Annotated in this window: 17 protein-coding genes, 1 tRNA gene and 1 pseudogene; 10 read left to right on the forward strand and 9 right to left on the reverse strand. The window is 62.9% G+C overall.

The genetic code is table 11. From position 1 onward, the window contains the following. Nucleotides 1-107: 107 nt before the first annotated feature. A complete protein-coding gene (locus AC2FMD_RS17310) occupies nucleotides 108-1,004 on the reverse strand; it encodes a c-type cytochrome (RefSeq protein WP_496795282.1) in 897 nt (298 codons plus the stop codon). Nucleotides 1,005-1,011: 7 nt separating this feature from the next. Further along, nucleotides 1,012-1,479 (reverse strand): c-type cytochrome, encoded by a 468-nt coding sequence (locus AC2FMD_RS17315; protein WP_496678291.1) that lies wholly within the window; start codon nucleotides 1,477-1,479, stop codon nucleotides 1,012-1,014. An 86-nt stretch (nucleotides 1,480-1,565) separates the two neighbouring features. On the opposite strand from AC2FMD_RS17315, the pseudogene AC2FMD_RS17320 reads away from it, so the two are divergent. Next, a pseudogene (locus AC2FMD_RS17320) lies at nucleotides 1,566-2,330 on the forward strand (LysR family transcriptional regulator); the annotation flags it as partial. A 130-nt stretch (nucleotides 2,331-2,460) separates the two neighbouring features. On the opposite strand, the gene AC2FMD_RS17325 reads toward AC2FMD_RS17320, so the two are convergent. The 4 genes from AC2FMD_RS17325 to AC2FMD_RS17340 all read right to left on the reverse strand — a co-directional run bounded on the left by AC2FMD_RS17325 (nucleotide 2,461) and on the right by AC2FMD_RS17340 (nucleotide 4,982). Then, nucleotides 2,461-2,534 (reverse strand) — tRNA-Gly (locus AC2FMD_RS17325). A gap of 124 nt (nucleotides 2,535-2,658) precedes the next feature. Beyond that, nucleotides 2,659-3,723, reverse strand: coding sequence for a methyltetrahydrofolate cobalamin methyltransferase (locus AC2FMD_RS17330; protein ID WP_496689581.1), 1,065 nt, complete (start codon nucleotides 3,721-3,723; stop codon nucleotides 2,659-2,661). Between the two features lie 9 nt (nucleotides 3,724-3,732). Then, the gene (locus tag AC2FMD_RS17335) at nucleotides 3,733-4,659 is read right to left on the reverse strand and encodes a methylenetetrahydrofolate reductase (protein WP_496742278.1); all 927 of its coding nucleotides are present in this window, start codon (nucleotides 4,657-4,659) and stop codon (nucleotides 3,733-3,735) included. A 26-nt stretch (nucleotides 4,660-4,685) separates the two neighbouring features. Continuing rightward, nucleotides 4,686-4,982, reverse strand: a complete 297-nt coding sequence (locus AC2FMD_RS17340; RefSeq protein WP_490360414.1) for a virulence factor — start codon at nucleotides 4,980-4,982, stop codon at nucleotides 4,686-4,688. A gap of 239 nt (nucleotides 4,983-5,221) precedes the next feature. Between AC2FMD_RS17340 and AC2FMD_RS17345 the strand changes: the two genes are divergently transcribed. Beyond that, complete coding sequence (locus AC2FMD_RS17345; RefSeq protein WP_149774380.1) at nucleotides 5,222-6,334, forward strand: Ppx/GppA phosphatase family protein; 1,113 nt, start codon at nucleotides 5,222-5,224, stop codon at nucleotides 6,332-6,334. After that, nucleotides 6,334-7,050, forward strand: coding sequence for an RlmE family RNA methyltransferase (locus AC2FMD_RS17350; protein WP_496742277.1), 717 nt, complete (start codon nucleotides 6,334-6,336; stop codon nucleotides 7,048-7,050). The genes AC2FMD_RS17345 and AC2FMD_RS17350 overlap by 1 nt, the downstream gene beginning before the upstream one ends. 2 nt (nucleotides 7,051-7,052) lie before the next feature. On the opposite strand, the gene AC2FMD_RS17355 is transcribed toward AC2FMD_RS17350, so the two are convergent. The 3 genes from AC2FMD_RS17355 to AC2FMD_RS17365 form a co-directional block, all read right to left on the reverse strand. Further along, nucleotides 7,053-7,211, reverse strand: coding sequence for a hypothetical protein (locus AC2FMD_RS17355; protein ID WP_496742276.1), 159 nt, complete (start codon nucleotides 7,209-7,211; stop codon nucleotides 7,053-7,055). Between the two features lie 142 nt (nucleotides 7,212-7,353). Continuing rightward, on the reverse strand, nucleotides 7,354-9,273 hold the full coding sequence (locus tag AC2FMD_RS17360) for a multiheme c-type cytochrome (protein WP_496795283.1): 1,920 nt from the start codon (nucleotides 9,271-9,273) through the stop codon (nucleotides 7,354-7,356). Beyond that, entirely contained in the window at nucleotides 9,270-10,136 is an 867-nt protein-coding gene (locus AC2FMD_RS17365; protein WP_496795284.1) for a YihY/virulence factor BrkB family protein, read from the reverse strand. The genes AC2FMD_RS17360 and AC2FMD_RS17365 overlap by 4 nt, the downstream gene beginning before the upstream one ends. 170 nt (nucleotides 10,137-10,306) lie before the next feature. Between AC2FMD_RS17365 and AC2FMD_RS17370 the strand changes: the two genes are divergently transcribed. From AC2FMD_RS17370 to AC2FMD_RS17400, 7 genes are all read left to right on the forward strand, one after another. Next, nucleotides 10,307-11,383, forward strand: a complete 1,077-nt coding sequence (locus AC2FMD_RS17370; RefSeq protein ID WP_496795285.1) for an AI-2E family transporter — start codon at nucleotides 10,307-10,309, stop codon at nucleotides 11,381-11,383. Between the two features lie 141 nt (nucleotides 11,384-11,524). Continuing rightward, entirely contained in the window at nucleotides 11,525-12,502 is a 978-nt protein-coding gene (locus AC2FMD_RS17375) for an AAA family ATPase (protein ID WP_496742273.1), read from the forward strand. Between the two features lie 20 nt (nucleotides 12,503-12,522). Beyond that, complete coding sequence (locus AC2FMD_RS17380) at nucleotides 12,523-13,470, forward strand: DUF58 domain-containing protein (RefSeq protein WP_496742272.1); 948 nt, start codon at nucleotides 12,523-12,525, stop codon at nucleotides 13,468-13,470. After that, nucleotides 13,467-13,940 (forward strand): DUF4381 family protein, encoded by a 474-nt coding sequence (locus AC2FMD_RS17385; RefSeq protein ID WP_490360422.1) that lies wholly within the window; start codon nucleotides 13,467-13,469, stop codon nucleotides 13,938-13,940. The genes AC2FMD_RS17380 and AC2FMD_RS17385 overlap by 4 nt, the downstream gene beginning before the upstream one ends. Then, nucleotides 13,940-14,923 (forward strand): vWA domain-containing protein, encoded by a 984-nt coding sequence (locus AC2FMD_RS17390; RefSeq protein ID WP_496795286.1) that lies wholly within the window; start codon nucleotides 13,940-13,942, stop codon nucleotides 14,921-14,923. The genes AC2FMD_RS17385 and AC2FMD_RS17390 overlap by 1 nt, the downstream gene beginning before the upstream one ends. Next, on the forward strand, nucleotides 14,920-16,422 hold the full coding sequence (locus tag AC2FMD_RS17395) for a VWA domain-containing protein (protein ID WP_496795287.1): 1,503 nt from the start codon (nucleotides 14,920-14,922) through the stop codon (nucleotides 16,420-16,422). Before AC2FMD_RS17390 ends, AC2FMD_RS17395 begins: the two co-directional genes overlap by 4 nt. After that, a complete protein-coding gene (locus AC2FMD_RS17400; RefSeq protein ID WP_496795288.1) occupies nucleotides 16,341-17,645 on the forward strand; it encodes a hypothetical protein in 1,305 nt (434 codons plus the stop codon). Before AC2FMD_RS17395 ends, AC2FMD_RS17400 begins: the two co-directional genes overlap by 82 nt. Nucleotides 17,646-17,675: the final 30 nt, after the last annotated feature.

A 17,675-nucleotide genomic window follows, 5' to 3' on the forward strand; every position in this document is an offset into this window, starting at 1 on the left:
CCATGGTCGGGCGAATTTTCGGCCCTTGGGACCCTGCCCCACAGGTCTTTCATCCGATCAGGATGCAAACGTACCGGCCTGACGCCGAGACAACGCGATTTCGATGTCTATCGATCGCGCGATTGGGGGATGGCCTTGAGATAGCTGGCAATGGCCAGACGATCTGCGTCGCTCAGCTTCGCGGTATTCAGCACCACCTCGGCCATCTCGCCCCCGGCGCTGTCATAGTCCGGCGTGAACCCGGACCTCAGATATTCGGCAATATCCGCTTCGGACCAGTCCAGCTGATCGGGGGCCAGCCCCGGGATGCGCCCCTTTCCGCTGGGATTCGGGGCGCCCTGCAGCCATTTCGACAGGATCAACCCGCCCAGGGCATTGCGCGGGGTATGACATTCTCCGCAATGGCCCAGAGCCTCGACAAGGTAGCGGCCGCGCTGCTGCTGGCCGGACAGATCTCCGTCCATGATCCAGCCAGACCGCAGAAACAGCAGCTTCCACCCTCCCAAGGCCAGCCGCAGATTGAACGGAAAACCTACCTCGTGGGGTGCATTGGGCGTGGCGTCGGCTGGAAGGCTCATCAGGAAGGCATGCAACGAGACGACATCCTGCGGCGCCATCCTGACGTAGGACGCATAGGGGAAGGCTGGGTAATAATGCTGTCGGTCCGGGCTGCTGCCATGCCATAGCGCGCTTGCCAGATCGACGGGCGTCCAATCGCCGATCCCGTGAACCGGATCACTGGATATGTTGGGCGCGACGAAGGTACCGAACGGCGTCGAAAACCTGCGCCCACCGGACAAAACCAGGCGGGTATCGCCCTCGGCCCCGGGTGCCGAATGGCAGGCCGCGCAGCCGGCGGCATGAAACGCCTGTTCACCCTGCGCAATGTCGGGAGCCAGACCGCTCAACCTCGCCGGATCAGCCAAACGCGGGCGGGTCACGAAAAGTCCCGCGCCCACGATCACGGCCGCGAAGGCAGCGGCCGTGAATCCCCATTTTCGCATTCCACCCTTACTCCTTGGGCGCGCGATAGGCCTTGTGGCACGCCGAACACGCCCCACCCAGAGGCCCCATCGCGGCCTTCAGGGCATCAAGATCCTGCCCGGCGGCCGACTGCATGGCAACAGCGGCTTCGGCCAGGGCCTGCCCCTTGGCGCTGACATCAGGGAAATTCTGCCAGATCGCCGGCAAAGCACGCGAAGACGGATCGCCCGCATTGTCGGTTCCGGCCGGCCACATCGCCGACTGATCGACTTGGGTCAGCGTGGCCAGATTGTTCGCCGCCGCCGCCGCGACCTTGGCATCGTATTCCGCCTCACCCTTGGCCATGGCGCCCAACTGACCGATGTTGAACGCATAGAGCGACATCAGAGACTGCCGCGCCTTAACTGCGGGGTTCTTCGCCTCTTGCGCCATGCTGGTACCTACGATCGCAACCGACAGAAGACCGGCCGCCGCAAAAGAAAGATATTTGGTCATAATTCTGCTCCCTTGTTGAACATACAAAGACTAGCTTGAATAATTTTTCTTGTAATTGTTTGATATTTTGCTGAGCCTGTTCATTTATGAACAAGACAAACTGGGATGACATCCGCTTCGTGCTGGCCGTCCGTCGCCATGGTTCTTTGAACGCTGCGGCAACGTCCCTGAACGTTACGCATGCCACGGTCCTGCGCCGGGTCGCTGCGTTCGAACAGCGCCACGGTTGCCATCTGTTCGGCAAAGCCACGTCCGGCTATGTACCCCGCCCCGAGGCACAGCAGATCTTCGCCGCAATGGAGGACGTCGAAAACGCGGTTCTGGCGCTGGATCGTACGATTGCAGGGGCCGACCGGTCACCGGTCGGAAAAGTGCGGATCGCTTCGACGGACAGCCTGTGCCAGATCGTGCTGCCATGTATCTTGCGCCGAATCTCGGAACGGTTTCCGGGGCTTGAATTCACTTTGCTCAGCAACAATACGCATCACGACCTGACCCGCCTGACGGCGGATATCGTGGTGCGCCCGTCCCCGGGATTGGATGGCGGCCTGACCGGCCAGATGGCCGGCACACTGCGCTTTGCCGTCTATTACGATGGCACGCCCGGCCAGAAATGGCTGGCCCTGCAAGGCGCGCTGGGCAAGTCGATGCCCGCGCAGTGGATGGCGGACAACATCGCGCCCGCGGCCATCATCAGCGGTGCCGACAGCTTCCTGGTCCTGCGGCAGATGGCTGCTGAAGGAGCGGGCAGGACGTTCCTGCCGACCTTCGTCGGAGACGCCGACCCAAGACTAAAGCGCGACCCCGAAACACCCCCCGGAATGGCCGTGCCCCTTTGGGTCGCCATGCTGGAAGAGATTGCCCACACTCCCCGGTTCGCGCTGGTGCGTGACCAACTGCTGGCACGGCTTAGACCGCTGTTTGAGCAGAGCACGCCTGACGCTCAAACGAGCGCAACACATTGCCAAAGCGGGAAAAATCTGGAGCGGGTAGCGGGAATCGAACCCGCGCGTTCAGCTTGGGAAGCTGACAGGCTACCATTACATCATACCCGCCGCAGGAGCTGAAATAGCACCGGATGCGCACCGGGATCAAGCGGCGATCTGCTGGAAAGACGCGTTATTGCCACAGAAAAAGGCCGGGCTGAACACCCGGCCCCGGAACAGCGTCAAACCCACATCAGGCCCGGCGGCGGCGGCCGCCACCCCGACGGCCACGCGCGCCCTCGCTTTCGGCGCCTGCGGCATCGGCCGGCTTGTTGAACTTGATCCATTCGCCGCCATGCGGGTCGTTGTTGGTCAGCAGGTTGGCGGCGCGGATGGCCTCCATTTCCTTGCCGGCGCGCGGCTTGGTCGAGCCCAGACCGAACATCTGAACGAAGGTTTCGTCGTCCATGCCCTCGGGCAGGATGATGCCCGCCGCCGCAACCTCGGCCCTTTTCTCAGCAATCTTCTTCTGCGTCACCGGCAGCGCCACCGGGTTCATGATGGCCGAGGTCATGCCCGCGCCCATCGCCATCGGCAGGAAGGCGTTGTTGATGCCGTGACGGTTCGGCAGACCGAACGAGATGTTGGACGCACCGCAGGTGGTGTTCACGCCCAGCTCTTCGCGCAGGCGGCGCACCAGGGCAAAGACCTGAAGCCCCGCAGTTGCCATCGCACCGATCGGCATCACCAGCGGGTCCACAACGATGTCGTGGGCCGGAATGCCATAGTCGGCGGCGCGCTGGACGATCTTCTTGGCAACCTCAAAGCGCACGTCGGGATCTTCGGAAATGCCCGTATCGTCGTTCGAGATCGCAACGACCGGCACGTTGTATTTCTTGACCAGCGGCAGCACCAGTTCCAGGCGATCCTCCTCACCGGTGACCGAGTTCAGCAACGGGCGGCCTTCGGCAGCCTCGAGCCCGGCCTCCAACGCGCCCGGAACCGAACTGTCGATGCACAGCGGCACATCGACCAGACCCTGCACCAGTTCGACGATCTGTTTCATCAGCGGCGGTTCGGTCTCGTTCGGGTTGGGGTTCGAGTTGTAAACCACGCCCGCGTTGATATCGAGCACGGTCGCCCCGGCCGCCACCTGCGCCAGCGCGTCCTGCTCAACGGTCGAGAAATCGCCCGCTTCCAGCTCGGCTGCCAGCTTCTTTCGGCCGGTGGGGTTGATCCGCTCGCCGATCACGCAGAACGGCTGATCGAAGCCGATGATCGCGGTTTTGGTCTTTGATTCTACGACTGTACGGGTCATGTCCGGTCCTTAAGCGTTTACAGGCTTCGCCGAGGCGCCGCCGTTTTCGATGGCCCAGTTGGCATTGGTCTTGATGCCGCCAAGCGGGAAGAAGTGCACGTTGGTGATGTTGAAGTCGGGGTTGGCCGCCTTGTGTTCGGCCAGCGCGGTGATCACGTCGGTCGGCTCGTAGGGCAGCAGCAGCTTGGACACGTCCATGGCGCGCTTCTGCAGCACCTTCAGCGACGGGCCCACGCCGCAGGCGATCGCGAATTTGATCAGCGTCTGCAGCTTGGCCGGACCGGCGATGCCGATGTGGATCGGCAGGTCGATCCCGGCCGCCTTCAGGCCGTCGGCCCATGCGATGATCGGCTTGGCGTCAAAGGCAAACTGGGTGGCCAGCGCCATTTCGGCGTCTGTGGTTTCGCTGAATTTCTGCTTCCAGCGCAACGCCTCGTCCACGTTTTTGGTCGAGCCGTCCGGGTCGATATCCTTGTTGCCCTCGGGGTGACCTGCGACGTGCAGACGCTTGAAGCCCGCCTTGTCGAACAGTCCCGTCTCAAGCAACTGCATCGAGCTGTCGAACTCGCCATGCGGCTTGTCCACGCCCCCGGCCAGCAGCAGCGCCTGATCGACGCCGGCCTCGCCCTGATACATGGCGATCCAGTTCTCCAGCGTCGCCGCGTCCTTGATAATGCGGGCCGGGAAATGCGGCATGACCGGATAGCCCTCGGCCGAGATCCGCTTGGCGGTCTTGACCATGTCCTCGATCGGCGTGCCCTCGATATGGGCGATGTAGACGCGCGTGCCTTCGGGCAACAGATCGCGAAAATCTTCGACCTTCTCGGCGGTGCGCGGCATCACCTCGATCGAATACCCTTTCAGAAAGGCTTCGACGGCAGGGTTCACCGGGGCCTTTTCGGCCGCATCACGTTTCTTGAAGTTCAGCAAAGCCATCGCGGCCTCCCATAAAGATCTGGGGCTCATGCCCAACCGTCATTTCCGATCAGGGCCTTGAGGCGATCCTGATCGTATTCCGTTTCCAGGCGCAGCGCCTGGGCCTCGGCGATCTCGGCCGGGTCGCCCTCAACCTCGAACGGCTCGGCCTTGCGCCACTCGGCCAGGTAGGCGTCGCTGTCCTTGGCGTTCACCTTCATGGCGGCGCGGTCGATGGCCTGTTCGAACCGTTCCGACAATTGCCGCTTGGCCCCGCGCCGGCCCTTGCCGACGATGACCTGAGCGGGAATGTCGCGCCAGTATACGATGGTGACGTCAGGCATTGATCGTGATTCCTCCTAACCAGATGGTCCGGTTCTAAACGGCAATGTGGGGCCGGGTCGGTCGGATTTCGACACCCGGCGCTGTTCCAGCGACCTTTTCGCCCCCTTGGGATACAGCGCCTCGGGTCGTCTCTCCAGTGCCGATGGGCATCAAAATCCTCATGACCTTAATGAGCATCTTGCACGTCGGACGCCCGCAACCTAATGTCGGGGTAACTCGTAAATCGGAGGGCGTGACGATGGCGCCCAAGCGTCCCAAAGGTGCGGGCGCGTTCCCGAAAGTGGTCGAAAGCCCCGCGCCGGCAAGACCCGATCCAGATGCGCTGTATGCGGCGCTGGATCTGGGAACAAATAGCTGCCGCATGTTGATCGCCCAGCCCAAGGGCAGCGGGTTCCATGTGGTGGACAGCTTCTCGAAGTCCGTGCAACTGGGCTCGGGGCTTGAACGGACCGGACGTCTGTCGCGGTCCTCTATGGCGCGCACCATTCAAGCCTTGCGCATCTGCCAGCAGAAGCTGAAGCGCAACAAGGTCAAGCGCATGCGGCTGGTGGCGACCGAAGCCTGCCGTCGCGCCCGAAACGCGCGCGACTTCATCCGGCAGGTGAAACGCGAAACCGGCCTGACCTTGGAGATCATCCAACCCGAGGAAGAGGCGCGCCTGGCCGTGATTTCATGCGCGCCGCTGGTCAGCACCAAGACCGAGCAGCTGCTGGTGGTCGATATCGGCGGCGGCTCGACCGAGCTGGTCTGGATCGACCTGTCCTCGGTGCCGCGGCGCGACCGGCCATCGGCGATCATGCGGTTGCACAACGGGTTCCACACCGCCGACAGCCCCTTTCCTGCGGCCAAGGTGGTGGACTGGATCAGCGTGCCGCTGGGCGTGGCCACCCTGCGCGACCAATTCCACGATGTCGAGGACGACGCCGCCCGGTTCGCGCTGATGAGCTGGTTCTTCGAAGAAAACCTGGCCGATTTCGCCCCCTACAAGGATGAACAGGCCCGCGAGGGGTTCCAGATCGTCGGCACCAGCGGCACAGTCACGACGGTCGCGGCCTCGCATCTGGGGTTGAAGCGTTATGACCGCACCAAGGTGGACGGGCTGCGCATGACCAGTGATCAGATTGACAAGGTGATACGCGGCTATCTAGAACTCGGCCCTCAGGGTCGGCGCCGCGATCCGCGCATCGGCGAGGACCGGCAGGCCCTGATCATGTCCGGCTCGGCCATTTTGCAGGCGCTGCTGCGCTGCTGGCCCACCGACCGCCTTTCGGTTGCGGATCGGGGGCTGCGCGAGGGTCTGCTCTATGCCCAGATGAGCGCGGACGGGGTATTGGAAGACGGACCGTTCTGATGGCGAAGACACCAACCGGCAAAAACACCTCGGGGCGCGGGCAGCGTGACCTGAAGGTCAAGGTCAAGACCGCACGCGGGCGCAAGCTCAGCTCGACCCGTTGGTTGCAGCGGCAGCTGAACGACCCCTATGTGAAACGGGCGCAGGCCGAGGGGTATCGCGGGCGCGCGGCGTACAAGATCATGGAGTTGGACGACAAATACCGGTTCCTGGTGCCGGGCGCGCGGGTCGTCGATCTGGGCTGTGCGCCGGGGGGCTGGTGCCAGGTCGCGGTCAAACGCGTGAACGCGCTGGGCGAGAAATCGGGCAAGCGGATCGGCACCGTTCTGGGCATCGACCTGCAAGAGATCGAACCCATCGCCGGTGCCGAGATCCATCAGTTGGACTTCATGGAAGACGACGCTGACGAGAAGGTCAAAGCCTGGCTGGGCGGCAAGGCCGACGTGGTCATGTCGGACATGGCCGCTGCGTCGTCGGGGCATAAGCAAACCGACCACCTGCGCATCATCGCCCTGTGTGAAACCGCCGCCTATTTCGCTTTTGACGTTCTGGAACAGGGCGGCACCTTCGTCGCCAAGGTTCTGGCAGGCGGGGCCGAGGGCGACCTGCAGAAACTGCTGAAACAGAAGTTCGAGAAGGTCGCGAACGTCAAGCCGCCGGCGTCTCGGTCGGACAGTTCCGAGAAATTCGTGGTCGCCACCGGGTTCCGGGGCTGAGCTTAAATGTCTTCCGCGGTTTTTGCGCCCGCGAACCGCTGTTCCCGCAGGGATGCGGTAGCCAACCCCAGCAGCATCAACGCGTCGCCATGCCCGAGATAGACGACGGGACGGCTGCGCAGGGATTCGATCCGTTGAACCAGCGCCGGGTCGCGTGGCATCGCGGCTTTCTCGGACCTCGTGGGCGGGAATGTCGAATGCAACATGGTACAACCATCACCAAACGGGCCTTTTGCCCTCGGCGAAGGGATAGGTCGGAAATCTGCCTTCAAGATGGCAGGATCGGGGAAGTTCGGTGCCGGGTCAGCGGCCCAGTTGATCGGCCAGCGCCCCAAGCGCCGCGCTGTCGGGCAGAACCTTCAGCCCCTCGCGCAGAACGGCGCGCGCGGCCTCGACGCCGCGATTGATCTGCGCCAGTTGGACCAGCATCGGCCAGGCCTCTTCGCGCTGGGGATCCAGGGTCACCACCTGACGAAAGGCCTGTTCGGCCGCCGGCGCGTTGCGCAGCGTCAGCGCCATGCCACCCAGGACCAGATGCGTTTCGGGGAAGTCCAGCCGGTTCGACAAAGTGCGCTGCCAATCAGCCATGGCTTCGCGCGCGTTGGTGCGCTGCAACGGGGTCAGCGCCTGCCCGGGTACGGTCAGGAATTCCTTGGCGGCCGACAGCCGGACGGACCGGACCGAGTCGGACAGCAACGGGGACAGCCGGTCGATCCGGTCCGGCAGGTCGGCGGACCGTTGCAGCGGAACCGCATTGGCCCGCACCAGCGGGTCGGCATCCGCCAGCAGACCGGCAGTGGTCGCCGCCAGATCCGCCGACCCATGCTGTTGCAGCAGATAGGCCGCGGTGGCCCGCACGATGCCCGGCTGATCCGCGTCCAGCGCGATCGCCATCAGAGCTTTGGGGTCGGCGCCCTGACCGGAAAAGGCCGGCGAGAAGGCCGTGCCGAAATGCGGCCGGCGGTGGGCCGGGTCCGGGTACCACGCGTCGATCGTGGCAGCAGCCCACGGCTGATCCCGATCGCTGTGGCAATCGGTACAGGCGTCCGCGCCGAGGCCCAGATCGGGGCGCGGCACACGGAAACTGTGGTCGCGCCTGCCATCGACACCCATGTAGACCCGCTCGATCATGTGGCAGCTTTTGCATTGCGCCCCCTCGCCCCCAGGCGTGTGGCGATGGTGCGCGGGATCGTCGTACAGCGCCTTGCGCAGGGTCGGAAAATCGGGATTGCCCGCCGGGGAATGGCACTGCGTGCAGACGGCGTTGCCCTCGGCCTTCAAGGTTGCGCCGTGCGCCTCGTGGCAATTCAGACAGCCAACGCCCTTCGCGTACATCTTTGATTGCAGAAACGAGCCGTAGACATAGACCTCGTCCATGATCTGGCCATCGGGCTGGTAAAGACCGGGCCGCAGAAGGGCCAGATTGTAGGCATCGTGGAACGGTATGCCCGGCAGCGGATTTCCATCCGCGAACGCCTCGCGGCGGGAATGGCAGGAGGCGCATTGCTGAATCTCGGCCTCGGTGTCCCCCCTGCCCCAGCGCATCGAAAACCCGAACGCGTCCAGCCCAGCGGGCATGGTCTGGCCACGGGTCCACTCCAGATGGGCCGAGCCCGGACCGTGGCAGGCCTCGCACCCCACGCCGATCTCGGACTGGGTCGAGGCATAGCTCTGCGTCTGCACGTCAAAGTTCTTTTTGAACTCGGTCGCGTGACATTCAGCGCAGCGGGCGTTCCAGGTCTTGTAGGAGCCCGTCCAGTGCAACCCGTCGTCCGGGGGCAGATCCTGATCCGGGTAGAGGTGGTACCAGCGTTTTTCCACCGTGTCCCAGACCACGTCGAAGCTCTGCAATCGGCCGGGTTCGGTTTCGAACAGATATTGCTGCAACGGCTCGATGCCCACGACGGAGTGGACCCTATATGTCCGCGTTTGGCCGTCCTGCTCGGTCACGTCTGCGATGTAGACGCCATCTTCCTGTCGGAACTCGACCGCCATGCCGTTGTCCGCGAATGTCGTGCCGTCGAAATCGGCCACCACGTTTTCAGGCGTGGGCGCGGTCCAGGCCTTGGCGTGATGGGAACCGATCCACGCTTGCACTTGTTCGTCATGGCAATCGCGGCAGGCTTCCGAGCCGACATAGTCCTGCGCCACCGTTGGCCCGGCAAGCAGGATGCAGGCCAAGGAGATTGCGGATGCCCATGCGGCGTGCGGCCAAATCGTCATACGTTTCCGACCTCGTCCTGATTGTCGATATCAATCAGCGCACCGTTGAATTCGGCGCCAAAGATCATGATGGCCGCGCTCAGATACAGAAAGATCAATGCGGCCATGGCGCCGGCCAGCCCCGCATAGGTGGCGCTGTAGCTTGCGAACTGACCGATATAGAGCGAGAACGCCAGCCCGCCGGCCAGCCACAAACCCAGCGTCAACAGCACGCCAGGAAGGATCTGGCGCAGCGAATGCCGACCGACCGGCAGAACCAGATGGGCCAGCAGCACCGTCAGTGCCGGGACGGCCACGGCGAAGGTCCACCGCAGGCGTTCGACCGACAACCAGTCAGCGACATTCACTGACGTCTTCTCGGACATCAGGCGGGAATAGATCGGCAACAGCAGTTCAACCGCCGCAACGATCAAAATCGCGGCGCCACCCAGAATGACCAGCCCCAGACAGAACAGGCGCGTTTTCCAGAACGGCCAGCTGTCGGTGTCGTGATAGGCCTGATTGATGGCCGCCCGAACGGCTACTACTCCGTTCGACGCGAAGTAGACGGCAAGCACTGCACCCAAGGTAATCGTTCCCGACCCTGCCCCGTTCAAAACCGCGCGAAGTTCGGCCACGATCGGCTCGGCCACGTCCTTGGGCCAGACGCCGAAAATCAGGCCGATCATCTCGTCGGTGACATAGTCCTGCGACAGCAGGCCGGCCAGAGACACGGTGAACAGGGCAAAGGGAAACAGCGCCAGCATCAGAGACATGGCGACATGGCTGCTCATGACGAACCCGTTCTTGTCGTCGAAGCGCCGGACGGCCAGCCAAAGCGCCCGAACGAAGCGGCCCAATACGGGAATCAGGACATGTGTCATTTGGAAACCCTAGCCTGCAACTCACGACGAAAGAACCGGCCAATGCGTCAATTGCACGAGAATTTTCCGAATAACTGTCTGGCCCGATTGCACAAAGCCTGCCGTCCGTGCAGGATCGCCATTGGACAATACCGTTGCACCCAGCTCGCGCTGGAACAGCCGAGGCCCGAATGACGAAATCCGCTCCGCCGACCCGCACACCGCTGAGGTTGAGTGTCGTTCGCGACGTCACCATCGTGCTGACCCTAGTGGTGCTGGGGCTTTACGCAGGTGCAAGTTTTCTGGTTCCGCTGACCATGGCGCTGTTGATCAACGTGCTGATCATAGCGCTCAGCGACCGTGTGATCGCTCTGACCCGCGCGCCGGTGTGGTTGGCAAATCTGGCTGCCGTCACGGTGGTTCTGGCCGGCCTGTTCATGATCACCTACATCCTGGGCAGTCAGGCCACGCAGTTCGCACGGACCGCGGGCGACTACGAAAACCAGCTCGACGGCGTTATCAACCGCGTGACCGGCCTGGTCGGGAACGATGTGACCGCCTTTGTGCGCGACAATCTGATCAGCATCGACATGGCCTCGGTCGCGCGGGTTCTGCTGGGCAGCGCCACCTCGATGCTGAACCAGTTTTTCCTGATCAGCCTGTATGTCGCCTTCCTGATGGCCGAGCGGCTGGCCTTCCGCAAAAAGCTGAAGATCGCGGCCGGAAATCCCGTCACCGGGGGCGACCTTTCCACGGTTCTGGATGCGATAACCTTCAGTCTGCAGCGCTATGTCGGGGTCAAGACCTTCATCAGCCTTGTCACGGCCGGGATCAGCTATGCCATCTTTCGGGCTCTGGGGCTGGAATACGCGGAAACCTGGGCCGTTCTGACCTTTGCGCTGAACTTCATCCCGTCGATCGGCTCGATCATCGCGGTTGTTTTTCCGGCGATGATCGCCCTGGTTCAGTTCGAAACGCTCGGCCCCTTCCTGGTGATCGTTTTCGGGTGCGGCACGATCCAATTCCTGATCGGCAACTTCCTGGATCCGGCCCTGCTGGGCCGTTCGCTGAACATGTCAACCTTTCTGGTGATTCTGGCGCTGACCTTCTGGACCACGGTCTGGGGTCTGATCGGCGCGTTCCTCAGCGTTCCGCTGACTGTTTGCATCCTGATCATCTTCAGCCACATTCCGGCCCTGCGCCCCGTCGCCGTTTTGATGTCGTTGGACGGGCGCCTGGCCGAGGACGTCAAATCGCCGCGTGTCTGACTTCGGTTGAACACCCTGAAATCAGGGGTGGATCGGCCATGAATGCGCTGCTAGCCTCCAAATATTGCAATGGCTTGGCCGAATGATCCACCGGGTCCGGCGCAAAGTGTTTGGATGACCGTTTGTGATGATTGGACCGCCATGACACCGCTTGACCAAATCAACGATCTCAAAGCCCGGATGGCCCGATCGATCATCGGACAGACACAGGTCATCGACCGCCTTCTGATCGGCCTGCTGGCCAACGGGAACCTGCTGATCGAAGGTTTGCCCGGCCTCGCTAAAACTCGTGCAGTAAAGGCGATGGCCCGCAATCTTGATGCCGAATTCAGCCGCATTCAGTTCACGCCCGACCTGCTGCCGTCCGACGTCACAGGGACCGAGGTCTATACCCAGACCGAAGCAGGCGGCACCTTCCGGTTCGAGCCCGGCCCGATCTTCGCCAATATCGTCCTGGCGGACGAGATCAACCGCGCTCCGGCCAAGGTTCAGGCCGCGCTGCTTGAGGCGATGGAGGAACGGCAGGTCACCGTGTCCGGCACCACCCACAAGATGGAGCCGCTGTTCATCGTGATGGCCACCCAGAACCCGATCGAACAGGAAGGAACCTATCCGCTGCCCGAGGCGCAGATGGACCGGTTCCTGATGCATGTAAAGATCACCTACCCCCCGGTCGAGGACGAGGTGCTGGTGATCCGTCTGGTGCGCGGCGAGGACACCGCCGCCAATTCCGGGACCACTGCCGAGAAACCCTCACCGATCCCGCAGGATGCCGTTTTTGCCGCCCGGCAGCAGATCGGGCAAATCCATGTCTCGGATGCGATGGATCGGTACATGGCCGATCTTGTTCAGGCGACCCGGACGCCGTCCGCGCTCAGCGATGACCTCGCCGCGTGGATCGAGATCGGCGCCAGTCCGCGGGCATCGCTGGCGCTGGACAAGTGCGGCCGGGCCCATGCCTGGATGAACGGGCGCGATTATGTCGACCCGGCCGACATCCGTGCCATTGCCCATGACGTGTTCCGCCACCGTATCACGCTGAGTTTCGAAGCGCAGGGCGACGCCAAGACCGCCGATGACGTGATCGACGAGATCCTGAAGCTCGTCGCCCTGCCCTGATCGTAACAAAGGAGAGCCGCGTGTCCCCGACCGCAGCGACATCCCGCGACCCACGCATCCACGTCGATGCCCGCCACCTGCTGAGCCTCGGCGGGCGCACCGGCGCGCTCAGCCTTCTGCCCCGGCAGCCGGCCCGTTCGGTGCTGAACGGCCGCCATGCCTCACGCCTGCGCGGGCGCGGCCTGAATTTCGAGGAACTGCGCACCTATCTGCCCGGAGACGACATCCGCACGATCGACTGGAAAGTGACGGCCCGAACGGGCGAGCCACATGTGCGCGTCTACACCGAAGAGCGTGACCGCCCGGCGCTGCTGCTAGTGGATCAGCGGGTTTCGATGTTCTTCGGCACACAAGTCTACATGAAATCGGTAGTGGCGGCCGAGGCCGCGGCCATCGCCGCCCATCGGGTTTTGGCACAGGGCGATTGCGTCGGCGGTATCGTGTTCGGTGATACCGACCTGGCCGAACATCGACCGCAGCGCCGCCCGGCGGCTTTGCGGCGGTTTCTGTCCTCGCTCGGCGCGCTCAATTGCAGCTTGCACGCTGGGTTGCGCCCACAAGCCACGGTCTCGCTGAACCAGGTGCTGCAACAGGCTGCGCGCATCGCACATACCAATGCCTTGGTCTGTGTGTTCTCGGACTTTGACGGCCTGACCGATGGGTCCGAACGGCTGCTGCGCCGCCTGGCCCATTCCAATGATCTGATCCTGTTCGACATTTCCGACCCGATCTCGCGCCACATGCCGCCCGAGCTGCGGCTGACGGTCTCGGACGGCGACCAGCAGATCGAACTGGACGCGTCTGACAGACAAATGTCGGACCGCGTGACCCAAGCTATTGAGCAGAGGTTGGCACAGCTACAATCCTGGTCGCGCCGATACGGGTTTCCGATCGTCCCGCTGACCACGGCCGAGCCCGCATTGGCCCAGATACTCCGGCTGTTCGGCCACAAAGGGGGACGGTCATGACCCCGGACACCGAAGGCAAATCGCTGGTCGAACTGCTGGACATGCTGAAACCGGCGCCCGAGCCGGCTCCGATTTCCATGGTACCGCAGACCTGGGGCTGGGTTGTTCTGGCGGTGGCGCTGTTGCTCGTGGTTGGTCTGATCCTCGTGACGATCTGGCGGCACCGGCGGGCAAATGCCTATCGGCGGCTTGCGCTGAAGGAATTGGACCGGTGTCAGAATGACCCGGCCAAAGCCGCCGAGATCGTTCGCCGTGCCGCCCTTGCCGCCTTTCCCCGGTCTCAGGTGGCCGGTTTGACCGGTGAAAACTGGACGAATTTTTTGGGCCAAACCGCTGACCTGTCAGGGTTTTCCGCCTCTGCCCTCGGCAACCTGGCAGCCGCCCCCTACCGCAAGGGGATCTCAGACCCGAATGCCGCTGAACTGGCGCGGTACTGGATCAAATCGCATCGGTCCAAGGGGGCGGCGTGATGTTCAGTTTCGCCGCGCCTTGGGTTTTTCTTCTGCTGCCACTGCCGGCACTGGTCTATTTCCTTGCTCCGCCGCACCGGCAACGGGTCGATGCCATTCGCATCCCGTTCTTTCGCCACGTCGCCCAGGCTGCCGGGGCCGAGCCGCAGTCTGGCTCGGTAACCCTGAGACGCACGCGGATGCAATCCGGGCTGGTGATCCTGATATGGGTGCTGCTGGTTCTGGCAATGGCCCGGCCCGAAAGGTTGGGCGACCCGATCGTCGTCGAAAAATCCGCCCGCGACGTGGTGCTGGCGGTGGACATCTCGGGTTCGATGGACCAGCGCGATTTCAAGGCAGAAGACGGCACGCCCAAGCAGCGGCTGGAGGCCGTAAAGGACGTTCTGCGTGCCTTCATCGCCGGGCGCAACGGCGACCGGATGGCGCTGATTATCTTCGGCACCCGCGCTTTCGTTCAGGCTCCGTTCACCGAGGATTTGCAAAGCCTCAACGGTTTTCTGGACCAGACCGCCGTCGGCATGGCGGGTCCGAACACGGCGCTGGGCGATGCGATCGGGCTGGGCATCCGCACCTTCGAGTCGAGCGAGGTGGACCAACGCCTGATGATCGTGCTGTCGGACGGTGCCGACACCTCAAGCCGCATGACGCCGGTCAATGCCTCGTCGATTGCGGCGGACAAGGGTGTCGTGATCTATACGATCGGCGTCGGCGACCCGGCTGCCACGGGCGAAGACCGGGTCGATCTGGACGCGCTGAAGGACATCGCCAACAAAACCCAAGGCCAGTATTTCTTTGCTGATGATGAGGCCGCCCTGACAGAGGTCTACCAGCAGATCGACGCCCAGAACCCCCGCGTGGTGGAAACCCTAAGCTACCGCCCGAGGATCAGCCTTGCGCACTATCCGCTGGCGGCGGCGCTGCTCTTCATCCTCGCCAGCACCCTGGGCTTGAGTCTCACACTGGGCCAGAGGCGCGCGGCATGATCGACGCTCTGGCCCAATTTCATTTCCTGCGCCCCTACTGGTTGCTGCTGTTGCTGCCGATTGCTGCCTTCTGGTGGCTGACCCGGCCACGCAGATCCGGCAGCTCGGAACTGCCTGCGGGCATCGCGCCCCACCTGGCGCAGGCACTGCGTCTGGGGGCCGAGGATCAACGTCGGGTCGGTCCGCTGGACCTCGCAATGCTCGCCGCCATTCTTCTGACCCTTGCCGTAGCAGGGCCGACATGGTCAAGGGCGCCGAACCCTCTGATTGCGGACACCGCGCCGCTGGTGATCGCGCTCAAAGTCACCGACAGCATGGAGTCGGCCGACCTCGCGCCGTCAAGGCTGGACCGTGCCATGTTGAAGATTACCGATCTGATCAACACCCGCGCAGGTGCGCCCACCGCCCTGATCGCCTATGCCGGATCCGCACACCGGGTCGCGCCGCTGACCGAAGACGCCAACATCCTGCGCCCCTTGCTCGAAGGGTTAACCCCGGCGGTCATGCCGGTCGCGGGCGATGCCGCCGGTGACGCGCTGACGCTGGCGCAGGACATTCTGGGCGATCAGATGGGCACAAGTGCGGTTCTCTTTGTACTCGACGATGTCGATCCGCAGCAGGTTTCCGCATTGGGACAATCTGATATCCCATTGTTTTTCCTGACGATGCTTCCGAATGGTCGCCAGATTCCGCAACTGGACGGCCTGCGAAATGCCTCGATCGTTCCGTTCTCGGGCGATGACCGCGACATCACCCGGCTGAACCGCGGTATCACCCGCAGTTTTTCCGCGGCCCTGGGCGAGGACGATCGCGTTGACTGGCAGGACCGCGCTTGGATTTTGGCCTGGCCCGTCGCCTTGATCGCACTGCTGTGGTTCAGACGTGGCTGGGTCATTCGCTGGGGATTTGTGGCATTGCTGTTTCTGCCGCCGACCGGCGCGCGCGCAGACTCTTGGCGGGACTGGGTCCTGACCCCGGACCAGCAAGGCCAGATCGCCATGAACCGGAAGGACTACGCCGCGGCCAGCACGCTGTTTCAGGATCCGTATCACCGAGGCTACGCCCAGTTGAAAGCCGGGCAATATGCGGAAGCGTCTGAGACCTTTACCCAGCTTTCCACGCCCGAAGCGGCGTTTGCCGAAGGCATGGCCCGCATCCGAAATCGACAGTATCGTCCGGCCATCGCGGCCTTTGAAACCGCGCTAGAGCGCCGCCCGGATTGGCCAGAGGCCGCGTACAACCTGGCCGTCGCCAAAGCCATTCTGGCCGAGGTCGAATCCACCCGTGAGCAATCCGACACCGGCGAGGCGTCGGGCATCGGGGCTGACGACATAGTGTTCGACAACGAAGCCGGTCTGGGCGCGGACACCACGCAACCGGCCGAGACCGGGGACGCCGCGACCCTGTCGGCCGACCAGTGGATCAGTGCCATCGACACCGACATGCAGGACTTCCTGCGCAGCCGGTTTGTTCTAGAAAATCAGGAGCGATCCCAATGAGGTACCTTGCGCTCTTGATAATGCTTCTATGCCCCGCTCAGGTTTTGGCGCAAGCAACAGACTTCCAGCCCCGCGTCACGATCGAAGTGCCTCCGGATCCGACAATCGTCGGCCAACCCGCCATCGTTCGCCTGAAGGTGCTGGTGCCGACCTACATGCCAAATCCACCGGTCTTTCCATCGCTTGAACAGGAAAACCTTCTGGTGCGCTTGCCCGATCGCGCTTCGGGGCCGGTCAGCGAGAGCGTTGAGGGCGAAACATGGTCTGGGGTTCAGCGCAGCTATCGGCTGTATCCGTTGGCCCCCGGTACGTATGAATTTGCAGCGGCCGCGGTGCAGGTGACCTATGCCGATCCCGAAACCAACGATCCGGTTCAGGTCTCGGTTCCCCTGCCCGCCGTTCGCCTGACAGTCGAGGTTCCTGACGCAGCCCGAGGACTGGATCCCCTGATAATCGCTGACAGGTTCGAACTGTCTCAGGAGATTGAGGGCGATACCAGCCTTCAAACCGGAGACGCACTGACCCGCACCATCACGGCCAAAATCACCGGAACGACCCCGATCATGATCCCGCCTTTGTTGCCCGAGATCGAGGACCCGTTGTTGCGAGCCTATCCCAATGAACCCCGATTGTCGGAAACCGAAGACCGGGGCGTCCTGTCCGGCCAACGTACCGACCGCGTGACGTATGTGGCCCAGGACGGCGGACAGACCCAATTGCCTGCTGTCGAGATCGATTGGTTCAACCTCAAGACCAACAAGATCGAAACTGCGCGCGCCGATCCCGTCGACCTCGTTCTTGCGCCGCCGCCGTGGCAACCTCCGGACCGGGAAACGGTGATACGTCTGGTCGGCTATTTCACCATTGGGGCCGCAATATTATGGCTTGTTTTCCGCAAACTATATCCGGTTTTCAATGTACATTTGGAAGCGGCCAGACAAAGCAGGCTGGCCTCGGCCGCGCATGCATTTTCGGAACTCAAAAAAGCTGTGCGCCAACAAGACATCGCCCGCGTTTATCAGACGTTGGAAGACTGGAAACGGCGGCTGGCCGACCCACCAGACACTGCTGAATTCGAGGCTTCTCTGGCCGAAATCGGAGCGTCCAGATATGGAAGAGGTAATCTCCAACCGGAAAACTGGCGCAAGGTCCGCGATTGTCTTGATCGTATCGCCCGCCCGCGGCGTCACTCTCAATCCGGCTTGCCTCAGCTCAATCCCTGACGCGGTTGCCACCCTCTTACCCAACGTCAA

This window comes from Ruegeria sp. BHSC276, assembly GCF_059612945.1.

Excerpts from the sequence above, each read along its gene's own strand:
- AC2FMD_RS17310 (WP_496795282.1), bottom strand. The coding sequence starts at position 1,004 with ATGCGAAAATGGGGATTCACGGCCGCTGCCTTCGCGGCCGTGATCGTG.
- AC2FMD_RS17315 (WP_496678291.1), bottom strand. The coding sequence starts at position 1,479 with ATGACCAAATATCTTTCTTTTGCGGCGGCCGGTCTTCTGTCGGTTGCG.
- AC2FMD_RS17330 (WP_496689581.1), bottom strand. The coding sequence starts at position 3,723 with ATGACCCGTACAGTCGTAGAATCAAAGACCAAAACCGCGATCATCGGC.
- AC2FMD_RS17335 (WP_496742278.1), bottom strand. The coding sequence starts at position 4,659 with ATGGCTTTGCTGAACTTCAAGAAACGTGATGCGGCCGAAAAGGCCCCG.
- AC2FMD_RS17340 (WP_490360414.1), bottom strand. The coding sequence starts at position 4,982 with ATGCCTGACGTCACCATCGTATACTGGCGCGACATTCCCGCTCAGGTC.
- AC2FMD_RS17345 (WP_149774380.1), top strand. The coding sequence starts at position 5,222 with ATGGCGCCCAAGCGTCCCAAAGGTGCGGGCGCGTTCCCGAAAGTGGTC.
- AC2FMD_RS17350 (WP_496742277.1), top strand. The coding sequence starts at position 6,334 with ATGGCGAAGACACCAACCGGCAAAAACACCTCGGGGCGCGGGCAGCGT.
- AC2FMD_RS17355 (WP_496742276.1), bottom strand. The coding sequence starts at position 7,211 with ATGCCACGCGACCCGGCGCTGGTTCAACGGATCGAATCCCTGCGCAGC.
- AC2FMD_RS17360 (WP_496795283.1), bottom strand. The coding sequence starts at position 9,273 with ATGACGATTTGGCCGCACGCCGCATGGGCATCCGCAATCTCCTTGGCC.
- AC2FMD_RS17365 (WP_496795284.1), bottom strand. The coding sequence starts at position 10,136 with ATGACACATGTCCTGATTCCCGTATTGGGCCGCTTCGTTCGGGCGCTT.
- AC2FMD_RS17370 (WP_496795285.1), top strand. The coding sequence starts at position 10,307 with ATGACGAAATCCGCTCCGCCGACCCGCACACCGCTGAGGTTGAGTGTC.
- AC2FMD_RS17375 (WP_496742273.1), top strand. The coding sequence starts at position 11,525 with ATGACACCGCTTGACCAAATCAACGATCTCAAAGCCCGGATGGCCCGA.
- AC2FMD_RS17385 (WP_490360422.1), top strand. The coding sequence starts at position 13,467 with ATGACCCCGGACACCGAAGGCAAATCGCTGGTCGAACTGCTGGACATG.
- AC2FMD_RS17390 (WP_496795286.1), top strand. The coding sequence starts at position 13,940 with ATGTTCAGTTTCGCCGCGCCTTGGGTTTTTCTTCTGCTGCCACTGCCG.
- AC2FMD_RS17395 (WP_496795287.1), top strand. The coding sequence starts at position 14,920 with ATGATCGACGCTCTGGCCCAATTTCATTTCCTGCGCCCCTACTGGTTG.